This window comes from Streptococcus sp. 9.1(2021) (assembly GCF_030466425.1).
Taxonomy (GTDB): Bacteria; Bacillota; Bacilli; order Lactobacillales; family Streptococcaceae; genus Streptococcus; species Streptococcus wuxiensis.
Genome location: NZ_JAGQFU010000001.1, coordinates 186,666 through 205,357, shown reverse-complemented (window position 1 = coordinate 205,357; position 18,692 = coordinate 186,666). Strand labels below are relative to the sequence as shown.

General features: G+C 40.0%; 19 protein-coding genes, 1 tRNA gene and 1 other RNA gene. 5 read left to right on the top strand and 16 right to left on the bottom strand.

Annotated features, from left to right (window positions below):
• Positions 1 to 34: 34 nt before the first annotated feature.
• From KBU52_RS01025 to KBU52_RS01010, 4 genes are all read right to left on the bottom strand, one after another.
• Positions 35 to 2,371: a DNA translocase FtsK gene (locus tag KBU52_RS01025; RefSeq protein ID WP_254724028.1), complete on the bottom strand. Its 2,337-nt coding sequence runs from the start codon at positions 2,369 to 2,371 to the stop codon at positions 35 to 37.
• Positions 2,372 to 2,461: 90 nt separating this feature from the next.
• Positions 2,462 to 4,417, bottom strand: a complete 1,956-nt coding sequence (locus tag KBU52_RS01020; RefSeq protein ID WP_254724027.1) for a fructose-specific PTS transporter subunit EIIC — start codon at positions 4,415 to 4,417, stop codon at positions 2,462 to 2,464.
• Positions 4,414 to 5,325, bottom strand: a complete 912-nt coding sequence (gene pfkB / locus KBU52_RS01015) for a 1-phosphofructokinase (protein ID WP_254724026.1) — start codon at positions 5,323 to 5,325, stop codon at positions 4,414 to 4,416. The genes KBU52_RS01020 and pfkB overlap by 4 nt, the downstream gene beginning before the upstream one ends.
• Positions 5,322 to 6,062, bottom strand: coding sequence for a DeoR/GlpR family DNA-binding transcription regulator (locus KBU52_RS01010; protein ID WP_254724025.1), 741 nt, complete (start codon positions 6,060 to 6,062; stop codon positions 5,322 to 5,324). The genes pfkB and KBU52_RS01010 overlap by 4 nt, the downstream gene beginning before the upstream one ends.
• 161 nt (positions 6,063 to 6,223) lie before the next feature.
• On the opposite strand from KBU52_RS01010, the gene KBU52_RS01005 reads away from it, so the two are divergent.
• Positions 6,224 to 6,311, top strand: a tRNA-Ser gene (locus KBU52_RS01005).
• 77 nt (positions 6,312 to 6,388) lie between these two features.
• Here KBU52_RS01005 and KBU52_RS01000 read toward each other — a convergent pair.
• The 5 genes from KBU52_RS01000 to KBU52_RS00980 all read right to left on the bottom strand — a co-directional run bounded on the left by KBU52_RS01000 (position 6,389) and on the right by KBU52_RS00980 (position 11,366).
• Complete coding sequence (locus KBU52_RS01000; RefSeq protein ID WP_254724024.1) at positions 6,389 to 7,723, bottom strand: Nramp family divalent metal transporter; 1,335 nt, start codon at positions 7,721 to 7,723, stop codon at positions 6,389 to 6,391.
• A gap of 430 nt (positions 7,724 to 8,153) precedes the next feature.
• Positions 8,154 to 8,501: a transfer-messenger RNA gene (gene ssrA, locus KBU52_RS00995) on the bottom strand.
• 60 nt (positions 8,502 to 8,561) lie between these two features.
• The gene (locus tag KBU52_RS00990; RefSeq protein ID WP_254724023.1) at positions 8,562 to 9,197 is read right to left on the bottom strand and encodes an SGNH/GDSL hydrolase family protein; all 636 of its coding nucleotides are present in this window, start codon (positions 9,195 to 9,197) and stop codon (positions 8,562 to 8,564) included.
• A gap of 1 nt (position 9,198) precedes the next feature.
• Positions 9,199 to 10,026, bottom strand: a complete 828-nt coding sequence (locus KBU52_RS00985; protein WP_254724022.1) for an HAD family hydrolase — start codon at positions 10,024 to 10,026, stop codon at positions 9,199 to 9,201.
• A gap of 23 nt (positions 10,027 to 10,049) precedes the next feature.
• Positions 10,050 to 11,366, bottom strand: coding sequence for a CapA family protein (locus KBU52_RS00980; RefSeq protein ID WP_254724021.1), 1,317 nt, complete (start codon positions 11,364 to 11,366; stop codon positions 10,050 to 10,052).
• Between the two features lie 147 nt (positions 11,367 to 11,513).
• On the opposite strand from KBU52_RS00980, the gene def reads away from it, so the two are divergent.
• A complete protein-coding gene (def, locus tag KBU52_RS00975; RefSeq protein WP_254724020.1) occupies positions 11,514 to 12,125 on the top strand; it encodes a peptide deformylase in 612 nt (203 codons plus the stop codon).
• 44 nt (positions 12,126 to 12,169) lie between these two features.
• Complete coding sequence (gene rlmB, locus KBU52_RS00970; RefSeq protein WP_247913009.1) at positions 12,170 to 12,898, top strand: 23S rRNA (guanosine(2251)-2'-O)-methyltransferase RlmB; 729 nt, start codon at positions 12,170 to 12,172, stop codon at positions 12,896 to 12,898.
• A 179-nt stretch (positions 12,899 to 13,077) separates the two neighbouring features.
• Here the strand turns inward: rlmB and trxB are convergent, their stop codons facing one another.
• The 7 genes from trxB to KBU52_RS00935 form a co-directional block, all read right to left on the bottom strand.
• Complete coding sequence (gene trxB, locus KBU52_RS00965) at positions 13,078 to 13,989, bottom strand: thioredoxin-disulfide reductase (RefSeq protein ID WP_254724019.1); 912 nt, start codon at positions 13,987 to 13,989, stop codon at positions 13,078 to 13,080.
• Between the two features lie 65 nt (positions 13,990 to 14,054).
• Positions 14,055 to 14,279 (bottom strand): DUF4059 family protein, encoded by a 225-nt coding sequence (locus tag KBU52_RS00960; protein WP_006152536.1) that lies wholly within the window; start codon positions 14,277 to 14,279, stop codon positions 14,055 to 14,057.
• A 79-nt stretch (positions 14,280 to 14,358) separates the two neighbouring features.
• A complete protein-coding gene (locus KBU52_RS00955) occupies positions 14,359 to 15,102 on the bottom strand; it encodes an amino acid ABC transporter ATP-binding protein (RefSeq protein WP_004253930.1) in 744 nt (247 codons plus the stop codon).
• Positions 15,102 to 15,902: an amino acid ABC transporter permease gene (locus KBU52_RS00950; protein WP_254724018.1), complete on the bottom strand. Its 801-nt coding sequence runs from the start codon at positions 15,900 to 15,902 to the stop codon at positions 15,102 to 15,104. The genes KBU52_RS00955 and KBU52_RS00950 overlap by 1 nt, the downstream gene beginning before the upstream one ends.
• Positions 15,903 to 16,058: 156 nt before the next feature.
• Complete coding sequence (locus KBU52_RS00945) at positions 16,059 to 16,415, bottom strand: Spx/MgsR family RNA polymerase-binding regulatory protein (RefSeq protein ID WP_254724017.1); 357 nt, start codon at positions 16,413 to 16,415, stop codon at positions 16,059 to 16,061.
• An 11-nt stretch (positions 16,416 to 16,426) separates the two neighbouring features.
• A complete protein-coding gene (locus KBU52_RS00940) occupies positions 16,427 to 16,918 on the bottom strand; it encodes a methylated-DNA--[protein]-cysteine S-methyltransferase (protein WP_254724600.1) in 492 nt (163 codons plus the stop codon).
• Positions 16,919 to 16,931: 13 nt separating this feature from the next.
• Positions 16,932 to 17,432, bottom strand: coding sequence for a GNAT family N-acetyltransferase (locus KBU52_RS00935; RefSeq protein WP_254724599.1), 501 nt, complete (start codon positions 17,430 to 17,432; stop codon positions 16,932 to 16,934).
• Positions 17,433 to 17,565: 133 nt separating this feature from the next.
• Between KBU52_RS00935 and KBU52_RS00930 the strand changes: the two genes are divergently transcribed.
• A complete protein-coding gene (locus tag KBU52_RS00930) occupies positions 17,566 to 18,021 on the top strand; it encodes a DUF1836 domain-containing protein (protein ID WP_254724016.1) in 456 nt (151 codons plus the stop codon).
• Positions 18,011 to 18,658 (top strand): hemolysin III family protein, encoded by a 648-nt coding sequence (locus KBU52_RS00925; RefSeq protein WP_254724015.1) that lies wholly within the window; start codon positions 18,011 to 18,013, stop codon positions 18,656 to 18,658. Before KBU52_RS00930 ends, KBU52_RS00925 begins: the two co-directional genes overlap by 11 nt.
• The last annotated feature ends 34 nt before the right edge of the window (positions 18,659 to 18,692 follow it).

Sequence of the window (18,692 nt, the reverse complement as noted above, 5' to 3'; positions counted from 1 at the left end):
TAATTTCTTGAATTTTTATTCTATTTTCAAACAATTATTGTTGTAAGACTTTTCGAGGTTTTGTCCCTTCAGCAGGACCAATAACTCCAGCCATCTCTAATTCTTCCATCAATCGAGTGGCTCGGTTAAAACCAACAGATAGACGGCGCTGAATCATGGATGCACTTGCTTTTTGAGTTTCAATAACAAGTGCCTTGGCTTCTTCGAAAAGTGGATCTCCACCATCATCGCTAGAGCCAAAATCACCTTCTGTCTCAGATACTTCTCCTGGGTCAAAGCTTTCATCATAATCAGCATCAGCTTGAGCCTTAATGAAGTTTACGATACGTTCCACATCATCATCAGAGATAAAGGAGCCTTGGAGACGAACAGGATGGTTTTCATCAATTGGCTTAAAGAGCATATCCCCTCGACCGAGTAATTTCTCCGCACCATTTTCATCCAAAATCGTACGTGAATCCGTTCCTGAAGAAACCGCGAAGGCTACACGTGATGGTACATTGGCCTTAATCAAACCAGAGATAACATCCACTGAAGGACGCTGGGTTGCAAGAATCATGTGAATACCAGCCGCACGCGCCTTCTGTCCAAGTCGGATAATGGCATCTTCTACTTCCTTGCTAGCAACCATCATGAGGTCAGCCAACTCATCCACAATCACGACGATTAAAGGTAGAGGCACTTGTTTGTACTCTGATTGAGCGTTAAATTCCTCAACTTTAGCATTGAAACCGGCAATATTTCGAACTCCGACTTTGGCGAAAAGTTCGTAGCGGTTTTCCATTTCATCAACGACTTTTTGAAGGGCTTTGCTGGCCTTACGAGGGTTGGTCACAACTGGAATCAAGAGATGAGGGATATCGTTGTAGACTGAAAGCTCAACCATCTTTGGATCCACCATCATAAACTTAACCTGGTCAGGGCGGGCCTTCATTAAAATACTTGCGATGATTCCATTAACTGCAACGGATTTACCAGAACCTGTAGAACCGGCCACTAGCAAGTGAGGCATTTTTGCCAAATCAAAACTACGAGCCGTACCATTGACTGCTTTCCCAAGAGGAATTTCTAAAAGATTTTCAGGTTTTGTTTGTGATTGTTCCCAAAGCTCACGGAAGGACACAGTTGCAATTTCTGAGTTAGGAACTTCGATACCTACCAAGGATTTCCCTGGAATCGGTGCTTCGATACGGACATCTTTAGCTGCCAAAGCCAAAGCTAAATCGTCTGCTAGGTTTGAAATACGGTTGACACGGACACCAACTGCAGGTTTAACCTCATACTTGGTCACCGACGGACCGATTTCCGCTCTTTCTACAGTCACTTTAATACCAAAACTTGCGAAGGTCTCTTCCAAAATTTTAATATTTTCTCGAACGATTTTCTTTTCTTTTGACTGATCTTTTGGTTTATCTGGTGCAAAGAGTTGTAAGCTTGGAAGCTTATACTCCAGGGCCTTTTTAGCAGAAAAATCTACTTCAACCTCTTCGTCATCATCATCTTCTTCAGAGAAAACTTCTTCCTCTGGATAGTCTCCTTCTTCAGGGTAATCAAAATCAGCTTGCGGGAGAATAATCTCAGGTTCTACCCATTCCTCCTCTGGAAGTGGAGGAAATTCTTGCAGTGGTTGGTCTGATAAGATTTCTCCAGTTTCCATATCTACAGGCTGCATGTCAAGCAAAGCCTGCTCTTCTCTTTCTTTTTCAAGTCTTTCTTGCTCTTCTGCTTCTCTTCGTGCCTTTTCCTCTTCACGCTTGATAAAACGCTCTTGTTTTTTCTGTTCACGGCGCTCCATCCAGATAGCAAATCGAGCTGAAAGAAAATCAGCAATATCATAGATAGACCATGGACTCATTAAAAGAGCTCCGATTAGGATTAAGATTGCCCCGATAAAATAGGTACCGATGTTTGAGAACAAAAAGGCTACCGGAATGTAGAGACCTACCCCTAACAAGCCTCCCCCTGCAAAACTGGTTACTTGAAAACTGGTTAAATCTTTAAAGATTTGTCCAATCGTTCCTTGAAAAATAGCATTTGCCATGCTAAGCTTCCAGACAAGATAAGCTTGAAAGATGAGGAGTAAGCCTGCAAAAATAAAGAAGAAACCTGCTAGCAAGCCTTCTTGTTTATGAATCCATTTAAAAAAGAATAGATAGATTAAAAGAGAGAAAATAGCTAAGTATGCTAAACTCCCTACGAGTAAGCGAATCAGATTATAAACAGTGATTCCGACAGCTCCCCATTTTAGAGCTGCAAAAATTAAACAGATAGCCAAAGCTAAAGAAATCAGCATTCGTTGAATCGCTTGTTTTCTTTCCAATTCTGCTTTAGACTGTCTTCGTCTTGTTTTAGTTGTATTCTTGTTTGCCATGCTTCTATTATATCATATTTCATGAACTTTTCGAGGGGTTAAAAAAATGACTGCCCACTTTCGTGTTCAGTCATTTGAATTTGTTTGTGGTTATTTTTCTAATGGTTTACGAAGGTATCCGTAAACTACACCACTGACAATTGCTCCTACCAAGACAAAGACAAGGTAAAGAAGAGCATTTGAAGTAAGGGCGATAACGAAGATTCCTCCGTGAGGAGCCATGAGTTTGATATTTGCAAGACCAACGAGTCCACCTGCTACCGCTGAACCAAGGATGAAGCTTGGGATAGCACGAGCTGGGTCTGCCGCACCAAATGGAATCGCTCCTTCAGTGATGAATGACAAGCCCATAACGATGTTCGTCAAACCAGAGTTACGTTCTTCTTTGGTAAATTTATTCTTGAAGAGAAGTGTTGCCACAAAGATTGCAAGTGGTGGAACCATTCCTCCAGCCATAACTGCTGCCATGGCTACTGAACCACCTGTTGCCACTGTTGCAGCAAGAGTACCAGTACCAAAGACGTAGGCTGCTTTATTGACAGGTCCACCCATGTCGACAGCCATCATTCCTCCAAGAACGACTCCAAGAAGGACAGCTGATCCACCTTCAAGACCACCAAGGAAGTTGTTCATACCAGTATTGATTGCGGCCATTGGGATATTAACAGCTAACATGACAAAACCTGTCAAGATTGTTCCAAAAAGTGGCAAGAGAAGGATTGATTTAGCACCTTCAAGTGAGCGAGGAACCTTCACGTATTTCTTAACCAAGAGCACCAAGGCACCTGCGATAAATCCACCTACGAGGGCTCCAAGGAAACCTGATGATACTCCTGCAAGAGCTGAAGTTGCTTCACCACCCTGAGCGTAAGGAATTTTACCAAAGGCATAACCTTCTTTAGCGATAGCACCAGCTACGAAACCGGCTACCAAACCTGGTTTTTCAGCGATTGAGTAGGCAACATATCCTGCAAATACTGGCAACATCAAACCAAAGGCAGAACCACCGATTTTCATGAACATAGAAGCGAGTTCATGGTAAGAACCAAGATTTCCAAGGCTCTCATTAGGCACACCCAAAGCACCGTCAATCAAGAAAGCAAGGGCAATCATGATACCACCACCGATAACGAATGGCAACATTTGTGATACACCACTCATCAAGTGCTTGTAGAATGCACCACCTAGACTTTGTTTTTCATTAGAGGCTGTTGCAGCTTGCGCTCCATTAGCAGCACGATATACTTCAGCATTACCAGAAAGAGCCAAGTTGATTAACTCTTCTGTCTTACGAATACCATCTGCAACTGGACGGTTCACCAATGGTTTGCCATCAAAACGGTCCATCTCAACTGCCTTATCTGCAGCGATGATAACAGCTTTGGCATTGCGGATATCTTCTGCTGTTAATTTGTTGCCAACACCACTTGCACCGTTGGTTTCAACCTTGATACCAACACCCATTTCCGCAGCCACTTTTTGAAGAGCTTCTTGGGCCATGTATGTGTGGGCGATCCCTGTTGTACAAGCTGTAACTGCTACGATAAAGTCACCAGATTCATCTGCAGGAGCTTGAACTGGTTCTTGAGCTTTTTCTGAAGCTTGGTCAAAGAGTTCAATGACTTGATCAGCTGATGTTACTTGACGAAGTTTATCAGCAAATCCGTCTTTCATCAAATATTGTGACAATTCTGCCAAGGCAGCCAAGTGAGTATCATTGGCACCTTCTGGAGCAGCAATCATAAAGAAGAGGTCAGTTGGTTGTCCGTCTAAACTTTCGTAGTCAACACCCTTGTTCGACTTAGCAAAGAGAACTGTAGCTTCCTTTACAGCAGCATTTTTGCTGTGTGGCATAGCGATACCGTCGCCCAAGCCTGTAGAAGTCAAAGCTTCACGCGCTAAAATTCCTTCTTTAAAGGTTTCAAAATCTGTCACATATCCATGCTCTACTAGGCTATGAATCATTTCTTCGATAGCTGCTGTTTTTTCAGTTGCTTGCAAATCTAACAACATGACATCTTTTCTTAATAAATCTTGAATTTTCATCTTTTTTCTACCTCAACTTTTTCATAAGTTTCTTTAATAAATGTTGCAGTTGCTAAATCATCTGAAAATGTAGTTGCTGTTCCACAAGCCACTCCCCATTTGAAGGCTTCTACTGCGTCTTTTGATTTGACAAACTCACCAGTAAATCCAGCAACCATCGAGTCACCAGCACCCACTGAGTTTTTCACGATTCCCTTAATCGGTTTAGCAAAGTATGCTCCATCTGATGTTACCAGAAGGGCACCATCACCAGCCATAGAGATAATCACGTTTTGAGCACCTTTAGCTAGCAATTCTCGAGCGTATTTCTCTATTTCATCAAGGCTTTCAAGCTTGACTCCAAAGATAGCTCCCAGTTCATGATTATTTGGTTTGACCAAAAGTGGTTGATAATCTAAACTATCGATCAAGGTCTGACCTTCAAAGTCACAGACTACTTGAGCGCCTGTCTGACGCGTCAAGGCAATCAAATCCTTATAGATGACATTGCCTAAGTTTTTAGCACTTGATCCCGCAAAGACAACTGTATCTTCTGCTGTCAGACTTGAAAGAATGGCTTTTAACTCTTCAAGTTGTTCGGGCTCAACATTAGGACCTGTCCCATTGATTTCAGTTTCTTGGTCTGCTTTGATTTTGACATTGATACGCGTATCTTCTGCCACTTGAACAAAGCGTGTCTCAATTTGCTCTTCAGCCAAAGTATCTGTGATAAATTTTCCAGTAAAACCTCCGATGAAGCCTGTCGATGTATTTGGAATATCCAAACGCTTCAAGACACGGCTAACATTGATACCTTTACCACCAGCAAACTTATCATCACTATCCATACGATTGACACTACCAACTTCCACTTTGTCCAAACGGACAATGTAGTCTATAGATGGATTGAGTGTGACTGTATAAATCATACTTCTATTACCTCCGTTTTCTCTTTGATAGCTGGCAAGAGATCATGACCCTTGCATGTAATGACAATAGCACGTTTTATAGGAGCTACCTTAGCAAAACAAGACTGACCAATCTTGGATGAATCTGCCAAGACATATGTCTGTTTAGCATTTTCTAAGATAGCACGCTTGACGGCGCCCTCCTCCATATCCGGAGTTGTATAATAACCTTCATCCACACCATTCATCCCGATAAAGGCACGATCAAAGTGCAGTTGGTTAATCTGATTGAGAGCTACTCCTCCGATACTGGCATCAGTTGTCATCTTGACTCCACCACCGATAATGACTGTTGGGATTTGCTTATCCACTAATTGAACCGCATGGTGAATGGAATTGGTTACCACTGTAATGTCTTTTCGCTCCAATTCCGAAATGAGAAAGGCTGTCGTACTTCCTGCATCCACAAAGATAACATCTTTTTCTTTGATGAGGGAAGCTGCTTTTTGCGCAATCAACTTTTTCTCTTGAAGGTTTTTGACAGATTTTTCTTGAATGGTTTCTTCTTCTTGCAAGGAGTGAGGCAACTCTGCTCCTCCATGCACTCGACGAAGTTTATTTTCAGACTCCAATTCATCTAAATCACGTCTAACTGTGGATTCTGAAGTATCTAGCAAGCCTACTAATTTCTCTAGAGAAACGACTTTGTGTTTTCTTAGTTCTTCTAAAATTAACTTTTTCCTCTCGGTTTTTAGCATCTACTCACCTCCTGTTAACGATTACATTAATCATTCTATCACAAAAAGAATTAAAGTCAATCATTTTTTATCATTTTCTTTCATTTTCTGTCAAACTTTCTTCAGTTTTAAATAAATTTGCAAGAAAGTAGGCTTTGTGGTAGACTAGGTTAGTAACTATTGGAAGATTACTCAAGAGGCTTAAGAGGCCGTGTTGGAAACGCGGTAGGCGTGTAACAGCGTGCGTGGGTTCGAATCCCATGTCTTCCGTATACAATCAAAAAAAGATACCCAAGAAATCTTGGGTATCTTTTTTATATGTTGGTTCTAAAACTAGGGTGAATTTCTTAGAAGATATCAAACAACAATTTCACATTGAGGATGGTCAAGATAATGGAAACAATATAACCTAGGATAGTATTCCACTTGGCATTGGTAAATTCTCCCATCACTGATTGTTTCGAAGTGAGATAAATCAAAGGGAAGATTGAAAATGGAAGAGCGATAGAAAGAAAGACCTGTGAATAGACCAATAACTGATCCAAGGTTTTTTCCTGATGACCAAACAAAACCGCTACTATCATAACAGGTAGCAAGGCAAAGAGACGTGTCGCCAAACGAATAAACCATTGTGGCAATCTCATATGCAAGAAGCCTTCCATTACGATTTGTCCAGTCAAGGTACCCGTAATCGTCGAATTTTGACCACTGGCTAATAGGGCCAAGGCAAATAAAGTTGACAAGGTTGAGCTAGCTATGGCTCCCGCAATGGTTGAATCCTGCAAGGCATTATACATTTGAGAAAAAGCAGAAATTTCAGATGCATGTCCGAAGAAGAGGGCCGCCCCTAAGATCAAAAGTAGGGAGTTAACGACAAAGGCCAAGGATAACTGGAGATTAGAATCCCATGTCATAAAGCGCACGGCTTTTCGAACATCATTTTTGTCCTTGTGATTGATTTTTCGTGTCTGTGACAAGGATGAATGCAAATAAAGATTATGGGGCATAACAGTTGCTCCCACGATTCCTAGTGCTAAGGTTAATTGACTTTCATGTCCTGGCAAAGGACTTTCAAATAAGGTTGCATTCGGTAGATAACCCTCAACGATTCCTTGGAAGCTTGGATGTGACAAAGCTACAAGATAGGTAAAGATTGCTAGAATGGTTAAAATGAGTGTTGTAACGATAGCTTCAATCTTCTTAAAGCCAAATTTCATCAAGAGCAGTAAGAGAAAGACATCCAAAACTGTCAAGAGAATGGCTATCATAATCGGAATCTTAAAGAGAAGATTAAGGGCAATGGCTGAGCCTAGTACTTCTGCCAGGTCTGTAGCCATCAGAGCCAATTCTAAAATCACCCATAAACTATAACGAAGCCATTTAGGTGAATGATGAGCCGTTGCTTGAGCCAGGTCCATCTGGGTTACAATACCAAGCTTTCCTGCCATCTGCTGAAGTTGCATGGCAATGAGAGATGAAATCAAGATAACAAACAAGAGACTATACTTATAGGAAGCACCACCGACTACACTGGTAATCCAGTTTCCTGGATCCATATAACCAACTGCGACAAGAGCACCCGGACCTAAAAAGGCCTTTAAATTTTGCCAGAAATGATTGTTATTTGGAGTATCGATAGATTGATTAATCTCAGAGAGTGACACTTTTTTATGAGAAGACATAGATACTTACCTCTTTCTAAACCTACTTTTTCATTATTTTCTATTAGAGAAAAATAAGATTGACTTTAAACTATTAAAACAATAAAAACTATATGAAAAACATTTAGTTTTTTCATTATTTTTCTTAAGGCACCTTAATATTTTTCTTAAGGCACCTTAATATTTTTCTTAAGGCACCTTAATTATAACACAAAAAATGAAAACTATATGAAAAACATTTAGTTTTTTCATTATTTTTCTTAAGGCACCTTAATTATAACAGAAAATATGATAAAAACTTAAGAAAATTCAGGACTTGATTTAATATTTAGGATACAACTGAAAATTGTATCCTTTTTGTATAAAAGAATACCAAGGAATACTAAAGAATAAAACAAAAAACGTTGTAAAAACAACGTTTTAGAAAGATTTACAAAACAATGTAAATTATTAATGGAGCCGGTGGGAGTCGAACCCACGTCCAAACACCTGCTAACATATTTGTCTACAACCATAGGTTATGTATTGTTTTAACAGCTCCTCGACACATAACTCAAGCCTAGGAACTGCGAGTCTATCAATCTCTTATCAAACTGCTAGACAAAGTTTGATCGTATCTCGCTAAAATTAAGACCTGTCATCAGACACGAGCAATCCGAATCGGGTCACGCCTGCTGGTTTTTAGGCAGCTAGAGCGTAAGAAGTGTTATTTTTTGCAGTTATATTTAACTGAGCGTTTACGTCGCCACACGAGTCGCAAAATATGCCTCATAATGCCTGTCGAATCCGTAACGACCCCAAAGACTATAAAGATATTATACCTTATCTAGGTTAAAAAAGCAAAAATACAAGTAGATGTCTAGGAAAGACTAGTTTTCAAAGCTTTCGTTAGGGCCTGATAGCCAGAAACGCTGAGGTGAAGCCCATCTGTTGTATAGTCTGATTTGAGTTGCCCTTCCTGATCGAGTAGCTCTTCAAAGACAGATACATATTCTACCTGCATGTAGGCAGAAGCTAGATCTTGATAGGCTTGGTTCCAGGCCTTGATTTTCTCATTTGTACGAATATAAACTGTCTGTTTGTATTCTTCCCCTTGATGAACTGGCAGAATAGAAACTAGCTTAATCTGTGACAGCGGATAGTCACGAGAAATACTTTGAATCACACTTTCAAGATTTGTTAATGCTTGACTCATTGGAACAGCTTTTCCAATGTCATTGGTCCCAATCAAAAGCACAATTTGATCCACTGCATCACCATAGAGGTGGGCATCAAGGTTATCAAGTAAAAGTCCGGTCTGATAGCCTCTAATACCTCGATTCACGATGGTCTTTGTTGTCCCTAATAATTCTTGCAAGGGATAATACTCCACAATAGAATCTCCAATAAAGATGATATCTGGTTCAATTACCGAAATTTGATTGAGTTCACGATACTTGGTTTGGATTTTCTCTTGCTCTTTTAAGAGCCAGTTTTCTAATAGCTGTACTGCCAAGTTATTCTCCTCTTTCTAGCCAGTTCTCTAAAACTTTGTAAACACCTGCCTGACTGTTGGCTGGAGCTACTTTTGTCGCAACTCTCTTAACAGCCTCTTCTGCATTTTCCATAGCGTATGAAATTCCTGCTAACTCTAACATTTCAATGTCATTTTCACTATCACCAAAGGCTATAATTTGTTCAGGTTTTAAGTTCCAACGTTTGAGCAATTCTACTAGCCCCCACGCTTTATGAATCCCATCTTGTAAGATATCAATACAGCCATAACCGCTGGAAACAGCTCGCACATGCCCATCAAATAGGTCATTAATTTCTTGTAAAACCGAATCCAATCGCTCTTCACCAACAACCATACTCATCTTGAGAACACCACCGAAGAGATTAGGGTCAAATTCATCAACAAAGTTCATTCGTTGATAGAGCTGCTCAATCATCTCTGGAGTCATAAATTTATCTAGTTCTGTAAAAACAGTGCCTTCCTTTACAAAACCACCATTCATCGCAGTTACGACAAACTGATCCTGACATTCTCTACCTTTAAAATGAGCTAAAGCCCTATCAACAATGGCATCATCCCAAGTTTGTGCTTGAATCAATTCATTGTTCTCGAATATCCGAGCACCGTTAGCAACTACGAGAACTACTCTGTCTGCTAAATGTCCCAGTAATTGTCGCATACGATGAACTTCATTTCCCGTTGCAATGACAAAACGAATATCACATTGGTCCAGCTTGTCCAAAATTTTTTCTAGACGAGGTAGATCCAGTTGTCCCTTGGGGTCCAACAAGGTTCCATCCATATCCGTCGCAATTACTCTAATGTCCATCTGTTTCTTCTCGCTCTCCATTGCTACCATTTCAAACCTACATGCTCATTCATTTCCGTATAAGCTGTGTCTATCCGTTCTTTGGTTTCATCATCTAACTGGCTACGATATTTCCCACCCTCAATGAAATCATCTAAGATATAGGTCTGGTATAGATAGAGTGGATAACCTTCTGGAGAATAAGTTCCTTTTGGTGTCCTATTAACCCAGCTAGGATGAGCTTTAGCAGTCTCTATTGTAGTCTTTCCTGCTTTTTTCTTAATGGTCACATCCATGAGAACGCCACGTTCTGTCCATTTGGCATTTTCCTCATCCTGCATGGTTTCAATACGCTGATTTGATAGGAAATTCCCCATAGAATAGATGATGAGTTTCTTATCCCCGTCTTTTTCAACTGTCTCAGCTGGTTCAACAACGTGAGGGTGTCCACCGAAGATAATATCAGCCCCCCAATCGATCATTTTATGGTAGAGTTCCTTTTGCTCTTCAGTTGGTTCCAATTGATACTCAATTCCCATCTGAGGCATAACAACCGTTATATCTGCTTCTTTTTCAGCTCGTTCAATTTCTGCCTTCATTTTCTCTTCATTGAGGTCAGAAAGATGATTGTCGTAGTCTTCTTTAGAAATGTATTCTTCAATACCGTTAAAGCCATAAGAATAAGCTAGAAGAGCAACTTTTATGCCCTTGACTTCCTTGATGACGATAGGCGCCTTATCTCTTGGTTCGTGGGTGTAAACTCCGATTGGAGTCATTCCAGCTTTTTCGATAGCATCAGCAGTTGAAAAAACTCCCTCGATCTGAGAATCTAAGATATGATTATGAGCCAAGTCTAACACTTGGTAACCAGCATCCTTTATAGCATCCATGACTTCTCCAGGTGCATTAAACAAAGGATAACCTGCAAGATAGTGGTCTTTATTTACGGTTCCTTCAAAATCACCAATAACTAGGTCTGCTTGTTTGAGCCAAGGTTTTACATACTCAAAGTTTTCATGAAAATCATAAGTCCCATCTTCCTTTAGGGCAGTTCGATAAATCGGAATATGATAGAGGAGGTCACCGTTTGCCATGATGCGCACTCTCGTTTCTTCTTCCGTTACGGAATTCTTAACTTTAGAGTCTGAATTCTGACTCACTGCAGGTGCATTCCTATTCCACAATGGAACTCCCTTAATTCCTTGAGCTAATAAAGTCAAAGCCATCGAAATCGCAACAACAATCAACAACACAACAACAAAGGTTTTATTACTCCACTGTCGATAGTTTTTGAAAAATTGGATAGACTCTCTGACAACTGGTAATCCTGATTGCTTTTTTCTTCTACTACGTTTTTCCATATCTTTTCTCCTTGCTTTTTGATGCAATTCTCCTTACCTTATTATACCACAGACAAATAGCTATTTCCCTTTATTAGCAACTTCTGTGACTTTCTTTCTCAACTATTTTGTGTTATCATGGAATTGTAATGGAAGGAAGGAGAGAAGATGTCTGCTATAGAACGTATTACAAAAGCTTCACATTTAATTGACATGAAAGATATTATCCGCGAGGGCAATCCAACCCTACGTGCAGTTGCCGAGGAAGTCACTTTCCCATTGAGCGATCAAGATATCATCCTTGGTGAGAAAATGATGCAATTTTTGAAACATTCACAAGACCCAGTTATGGCTGAAAAGTTAGGTCTACGTGGAGGAGTCGGACTTGCTGCACCACAATTAGATATCTCAAAACGCATCATTGCTGTTTTAGTTCCTAATATCACCGAGGAAGGTGAAACACCTCAAGAAGCCTATGACTTACAAGCTGTTATGTACAATCCTAAGATTGTCTCACACTCAGTCCAAGACGCTGCTCTAGGAGAGGGAGAAGGTTGCCTATCAGTCGATCGTACTGTCCCAGGTTATGTTATCCGCCATGCTCGAGTAACTGTCGACTACTTTGACAAAGATGGCGAAAAGCATCGCATCAAGCTAAAAGGCTACAACTCCATCGTTGTACAACATGAAATCGACCACTTAAATGGTGTTATGTTTTATGACCGTATCAATGAAAAGGATCCTTTCGCAGTCAAAGAAGGTTTACTCATTCTGGAATAAAGAAAATCCCGTTGAAAGACGGGGTTTTATGTTATAATAGAGCCATGAAAACAAATGATATTGTCTATGGCGTTCACGCCGTTACCGAAGCACTGTTAGCAAATACTGGAAACAAACTCTATCTCCAGGATGATTTACGAGGTAAGAATGTAGAAAAAGTTAAGGAACTGGCGACTGAAAAGAAAGTATCCATCTCTTGGACTTCAAAAAAATCACTTTCCGAGATGACTGAAGGAGCTGTCCACCAAGGCTTCGTTTTACGTGTTTCTGAATTTGCCTATACTGAACTTGAGCAGATTCTTGCTCAGACTCGTCAAGAAGAAAACCCACTAGTATTGATCCTCGATGGACTAACCGACCCTCATAACTTAGGTTCTATCCTAAGAACAGCCGATGCAACCAATGTTTCAGGCGTCATTATTCCAAAACATCGAGCTGTTGGGGTGACTCCCGTAGTTGCAAAAACAGCAACAGGTGCTATCGAGCACGTCCCCATTGCTCGCGTAACCAATCTCAGCCAAACTTTGGATAAACTTAAAGAAGAGGGCTTTTGGACCTTTGGTACTGATATGAATGGAACTCCTTGCCATAAATGGAACACCAGTGGAAAGGTCGCCCTCATTATCGGAAATGAAGGCAAGGGTATCTCTAGCAACATCAAAAAGCAAGTGGACGAGATGATCACTATTCCAATGAATGGACATGTACAGAGTCTCAATGCAAGCGTTGCTGCTGCTATTCTTATGTACGAAGTCTTCCGTAATCGATTATAAAAAAGTGAGGTTGGGACAAAAGATCCCGACCTCACTTTTTATTAGCAATCAAACTTTGACGCGGTAGCTGATTGAACTTTTTGTTCGTCTTTTAGACTCCAAAAAGCTCCTAATCATCCTCGCGGGGCTGGGACTACGAAATCGAGACTTTGTCTATCGATTTCTGTCCCACCGCCTTTTTAACTATGTTCAGTAATATATTTATAGGCTTCTTGGCCTGCAATAGCTCCATCTCCAACTGCTGTTGTAATTTGACGGAGGTCTTTCTGACGTACATCTCCAACTGCAAAGATACCATCCACTGCAGTTTTCATATGGGTATCTGTCACAATCCAACCTGACTCATCTTGTATTTGTAAATCCTTTGTAAATTCGCTAACAGGATCCAAACCTACATAGATAAACACTCCACCAAAGGCATGTTCAGTCACTTGATTTGTTTTAACATTTTCAATGACAATTGACTCCACACGGTTTTCACCCTTGATTTCTTTGACAACAGAATCCCAAATGAAGTTGATTTTATCATTGGCAAAGGCGCGGTCTTGCAAGACTTTTTGAGCACGAAGTTCATCACGACGGTGAACGATGGTTACAGATTTGGCGAACTGTGTTAAGAAGATTGCTTCCTCAACCGCTGAGTCACCACCACCTACAACCAACAAATCTTGGTCACGGAAAAAGGCTCCATCACAAACCGCACAGTAGGAAACTCCACGACTATTCAGTTCTTCTTCTCCTGGAACTCCTAAGAGGCGATGTTTTGAACCAGTCGCTACGATAACTGTGCGAGTTTCAAATTCTTCACCATCTGTGATTACTTTCTTAATATCACCGTGGTCCTCAATATTTTCCACAAAGCCATAGAGATGCTCAACCCCTAAATTTTCAAGAGGTTCAAACATCTTTTCTGCTAACTCAGGTCCACTAATGTTAGCATAACCTGGGTAGTTTTCAATGTCAGAAGTATTGTTCATCTGACCACCAGGAAGGCCACCTTCAATCAAAGCAACTTTTAGGTTACTGCGAGCCGCATACAAGGCTGCAGTCATCCCAGCAGGACCTGCACCGATAATAATCGTATCGTACATTCTATTTCCTTCTTTCTTGTTGTAACTATTATTATTCTAACGGATAAAATCCTATTTGACAACTATTACGCCTTGAGAACCAACAAGATGCTCATGGTTGCAAAAGACAATACTGGAATTGTTAGAACTCCAATCATAATCATATCATAGAGGTGAGCCTGACGCTCCTTGGCAGTTTTATCCACACCTGATAGAGCTCTTAAACCAATCCAAATCCCTAAGACAACCAAGACTAGTAAAATCGTCAAAACCAAACTCTCTAAATACAAAGCAAATAGCTGAACTAGCATGCTCTCTCTCATTTCTATTATTTTTAAAGAGCAAACCCAGTTAGCTTAGCCAACTGAGTTTTTCTTATCTTCTATTATATCAAATATAGGTCCGTTTGTAACTAGCAAAGAACTCTTTTGTTCGTTCTTCTTTAGGATGGTTGATAATCTCATCCGGTGTTCCAGATTCAATAATCTTTCCTTTATCCAAGAATAAAACCTTATCAGCCACTTGAGCAACAAATGACATATCATGACTAACCAAAACCATGGTTTGACCTGATTTTGCAGCATTGGCAATCGATCTTTCTACCTCACCAACCAATTCTGGGTCCAGTGCTGAAGTTGGTTCATCCAAGAGTAAGACGTCTGGTTTCATGGCTAGGGCACGCGCTATAGCTACCCGTTGTTTTTGCCCCCCTGACAAGTGACGCGGATAATGCTGTTCACGATCAGAAAGCCCAACCTTAGCTAGCTCTTCCTTAGCAATTTCAGTCGCTTCTTCATCCGATAGTTTTTTAACTACCACCAAGCCTTCTTTAACATTGTCTAACGCTGTTCTACGCTCAAATAAATTAAACTGTTGGAAAACCATCGATAGTTTACGACGAAGAGTTAGAATTTCTTCTTGCGTAATTTGAGAAAAATCAACTTTGAAATCATCAATCTGAATACTTCCACTATCAGGAGTTTCTAAATAATTTAGGCTACGAAGAAAAGTTGATTTCCCAGCTCCTGAAGAACCAATTAAGGCAACAACTTCTCCTTTTTGAATATCTAAATTCAGATGATCCAAAACGGTTTGACCTGAAAAGGATTTGCTTAAATTTGAAATTTTAATCATTAGCGAAGCTCTCCTTTCACATCTGTCTCAACATTATCTGGTGCTGTAATAGCCATTTTTCTTTCAATGAAACGGCCAAGATTTTCAATAGCGATATTTACCACCCAGTATACAAGGGCAACTGAGATAAAACGTTCAAAGTAGCGATAGTCTGCACCACCCAAAATCTGAGCTTGAGCAAAGACTTCTACAACACCTGCACTAAAGGCTAGGGAAGTTCCCTTAGTCAAGCCAATCAAGGAGTTAATCAAGGTTGGTGTTGCTACAACCGCCGCATTTGGAATAATGACTCGACGATAAACTTGTCCACGTGTCATACCAAGACTTCGAGCCGCCTCAATCTCCCCAGGATTGACTGAAAGGCTGGCTGCACGAATGGTTTCACTAGCATAGGCTGCCTCGTTAAAAGCAAATGCCACAATCGCGAACGTTGCTGCTGGAATTGCATTAATGTTTAGAGAAGTTCCCCATTGTTGATTCAATGCTTTCAGAGCCAATGGAATTCCGTAATAGGTCAACATCAGTTGAACTAGAATTGGAGTACCTTTTAGGAAACTAACAAAAAAGGCTTGTACTGGGTATATAAACCGAACTCGGTTGATTTTCACAATAGCAAAGATTAGGGCTAGTATGATACCAAAAAAGGCACCAAATACCGTTAACATCAATGTTGTAGGTAATTGCTGTAGAATTCTTGGAATCCCATCAAAAACAGAACGCCAACTAAACAGTTTGCCATCTGGGATATATTGCATCAAATTTTGATACCAATCAGATGCTAAAATCGTTGTAACATTCATAGAAACATCCTCTCAAGATAATGATTCATTCTATCATACTTATGCTCTAATTAAAAATATTTGCTACGAGCATATCAGACTTCATCTACCTTCTAGTTTATCATACTTTAAAAGTGGGAGGTTATATATTTTATCTATCAAGGAGATAGAAAAAAACTAATTCAAATCCAAGTCCTTATATGACTTACGATAGCCAATTTGTTTTACAAGTCCATTTTCAACTAGTATTGGACGTTTCAATAACATACCATCACTGGCCAAGAGTTTGGCTGCTTCTTTATTTGACAATGTTCCAACCTTATCTTTCAATCCGAGTTCACGATATTTGATTCCACTAGTATTGAAAAATTGCTTCAATTCAAATCCCGAAGTTTCGAGCCAGTTTAAAATGATCTTTTCACTCGGAGTCTCTTCAACGATATGAACGTCTTTATATTCTAGTCCGAGTTGATCTAATTCTTTCTTAGCTTTTTTACAAGTTGTACATTTTGGATATTCGATAAATTCTAACATTTTTTCTCTTTCTATTTTTTATTTTCTTGATAACTTGCACCTTCATGCCTCAAGAGCCAAGTCTTCTTTTCAAGCCCCCAAGCATAGCCTGTCAGACGTCCTCCAGCACCTAGCACACGGTGACAAGGTACAAGGATAGACCAGGGATTGCGACCTACTGCTCCTCCGATTGCTTGAGCAGAAGCCACCTGCAAGTCCTTAGCTATTTGCCCATAAGTAACAGTCTGACCAAAAGGAATTCTTCGCAAGTAGTTCCAGACTCTTTTTTCAAAGTCACTACCGACAGGAGCTAAAGGTAATCCAGATAAGTCTTGATCTTGCCCCTTAAAATAAGTCTCTAAATAGGAGGTAATTTGATTTAAAATGGGATGACTTTCAACAACAGTTACATCATTTTCAGATAATCCCTTCTCAAAATCGCTCTCTTCTTCAATCCATATCCCAAACAAATAGTGGTCATCTGCTACCAGAGATAGGGGGCCAATCGGTGACTTGTATAGCATCTTTGCATACTTCTTAGTCATTTGATTTTAATTTTTGATAGGCCAAGCGTTCCCCGTCTACTGGAACTTTACCAACCTGTTTGAAGCCAAGTTTTTCAAAGATATGCTGCATGGCTATGTTTTTAGCGTGCGTATCTGAACGAAAATCTAGGTAATCGAATCCTTCAACCAAGCCTTCTAAAAAGGTCTGAGCAACACCTTGACCTTGCGCGTCTCTAGCAACAGCAATACGGTGAAATACTAAGTATTCTGCTTCATTTCCCTCCCAGTTCCCATCATAAATTGCTTCATAAGCTTTTTCTGGGCTCTTAGTCACTGCTGCATAGGCTAAGAGATTACCTTCGTCTAGGGCTACATAAGCTTGACCAGAGATGATATCTTCAATAATGGTATCTGCATCTGGGTAACCGTTTTGCCACTGAGTGCTACCAGCTTCTGCCAAACATTGCTTGGCTCCCTCAATCACTTGTATAATTGCGTCAACTTCGTTTGGAAAGGCTAAGCGAATCTCCATCATTTATCCTCTTTTCATACTATTTCTCTCATCATAGCATAAATTATTTCTTTCTACAAGCACTTGAAACTTGACTTATTATTTCTAATATTTTATAATCTAGTTATTAAAACTAGATAAAAAGGAGTTGAAAATGAATACTACTTTTTCCTATCCAAAATGGGAAGAAATTCCAAGTATCAATCTCTATCTGGACCAGGTTCTGCTTTATGTCAATCAAATCTGTCCTCCCGCTTCTCCTGACAAGGAGAAAGGTTTGACAGCATCCATGGTGAACAACTATGTTAAACACGGTTATATCAGTAAACCTGAAAAGAAAAAATACCAACGCAAACAAATCGCACGATTGATTGCTATTACCACTCTCAAGTCTGTTTTTTCTATCCAAGAAATTGCTCAAACCCTTAATACCCTACATACAGACACTAATTCAGAAGAACTTTACAATGCTTTTGTGGACTATATGAATAAAGATATTGATCCAGCTAATCCCATTATCCAGGCAAGCTGCCAAACGGTCAAACTCTATCATCAAACACTTGCACTAGTCTATACAGAAATCGAAGAGGAGGAAACAAATGAATACTAGTTTCAAACTTAGTAAACGACTTAGTTTTGGAGAAGAAATTGCCAACAGTGTCACCCATGCTGTAGGAGCATTTATCATGCTCATCCTACTTCCCATTTCATCTACTTACAGTTATGAGACCCATGGGTTTTTATCGTCTGTCGGTGTTTCCATCTTCGTCATCAGCCTCTTTCTCATGTTCTTATCATCAACTATTTATCATTCTATGGCTTATGGTTCAACTCATAAATATGTGTTACGAATTATTGACCATTCTATGATTTATGTTGCGATTGCAGGTTCTTATACCCCGGTGGTTTTAACCCTGATGAATAATTGGTTTGGTTATCTCATTATTGCTATCCAATGGGGGACAACTATTTTCGGTATTCTTTATAAAATCTTTGCCAAGAAGGTCAATGAAAAATTTAGTCTCATCCTTTACCTCATCATGGGGTGGCTTGTATTGGCTATCTTACCAGCAATCATCAGTCAGACAAGTCCAATGTTTTGGAGTCTTATGGTATCAGGTGGCCTTTGCTATACAGTTGGCGCTGGATTCTACGCTAAAAAGAAACCATACTTCCATATGATTTGGCATCTCTTCATTCTAGCAGCCTCTGCTCTCCAATACATTGCTATTGTTTATTACATGTAAAAAAGAAGTTGGGAAAAATCCCAACTTCTTTTTT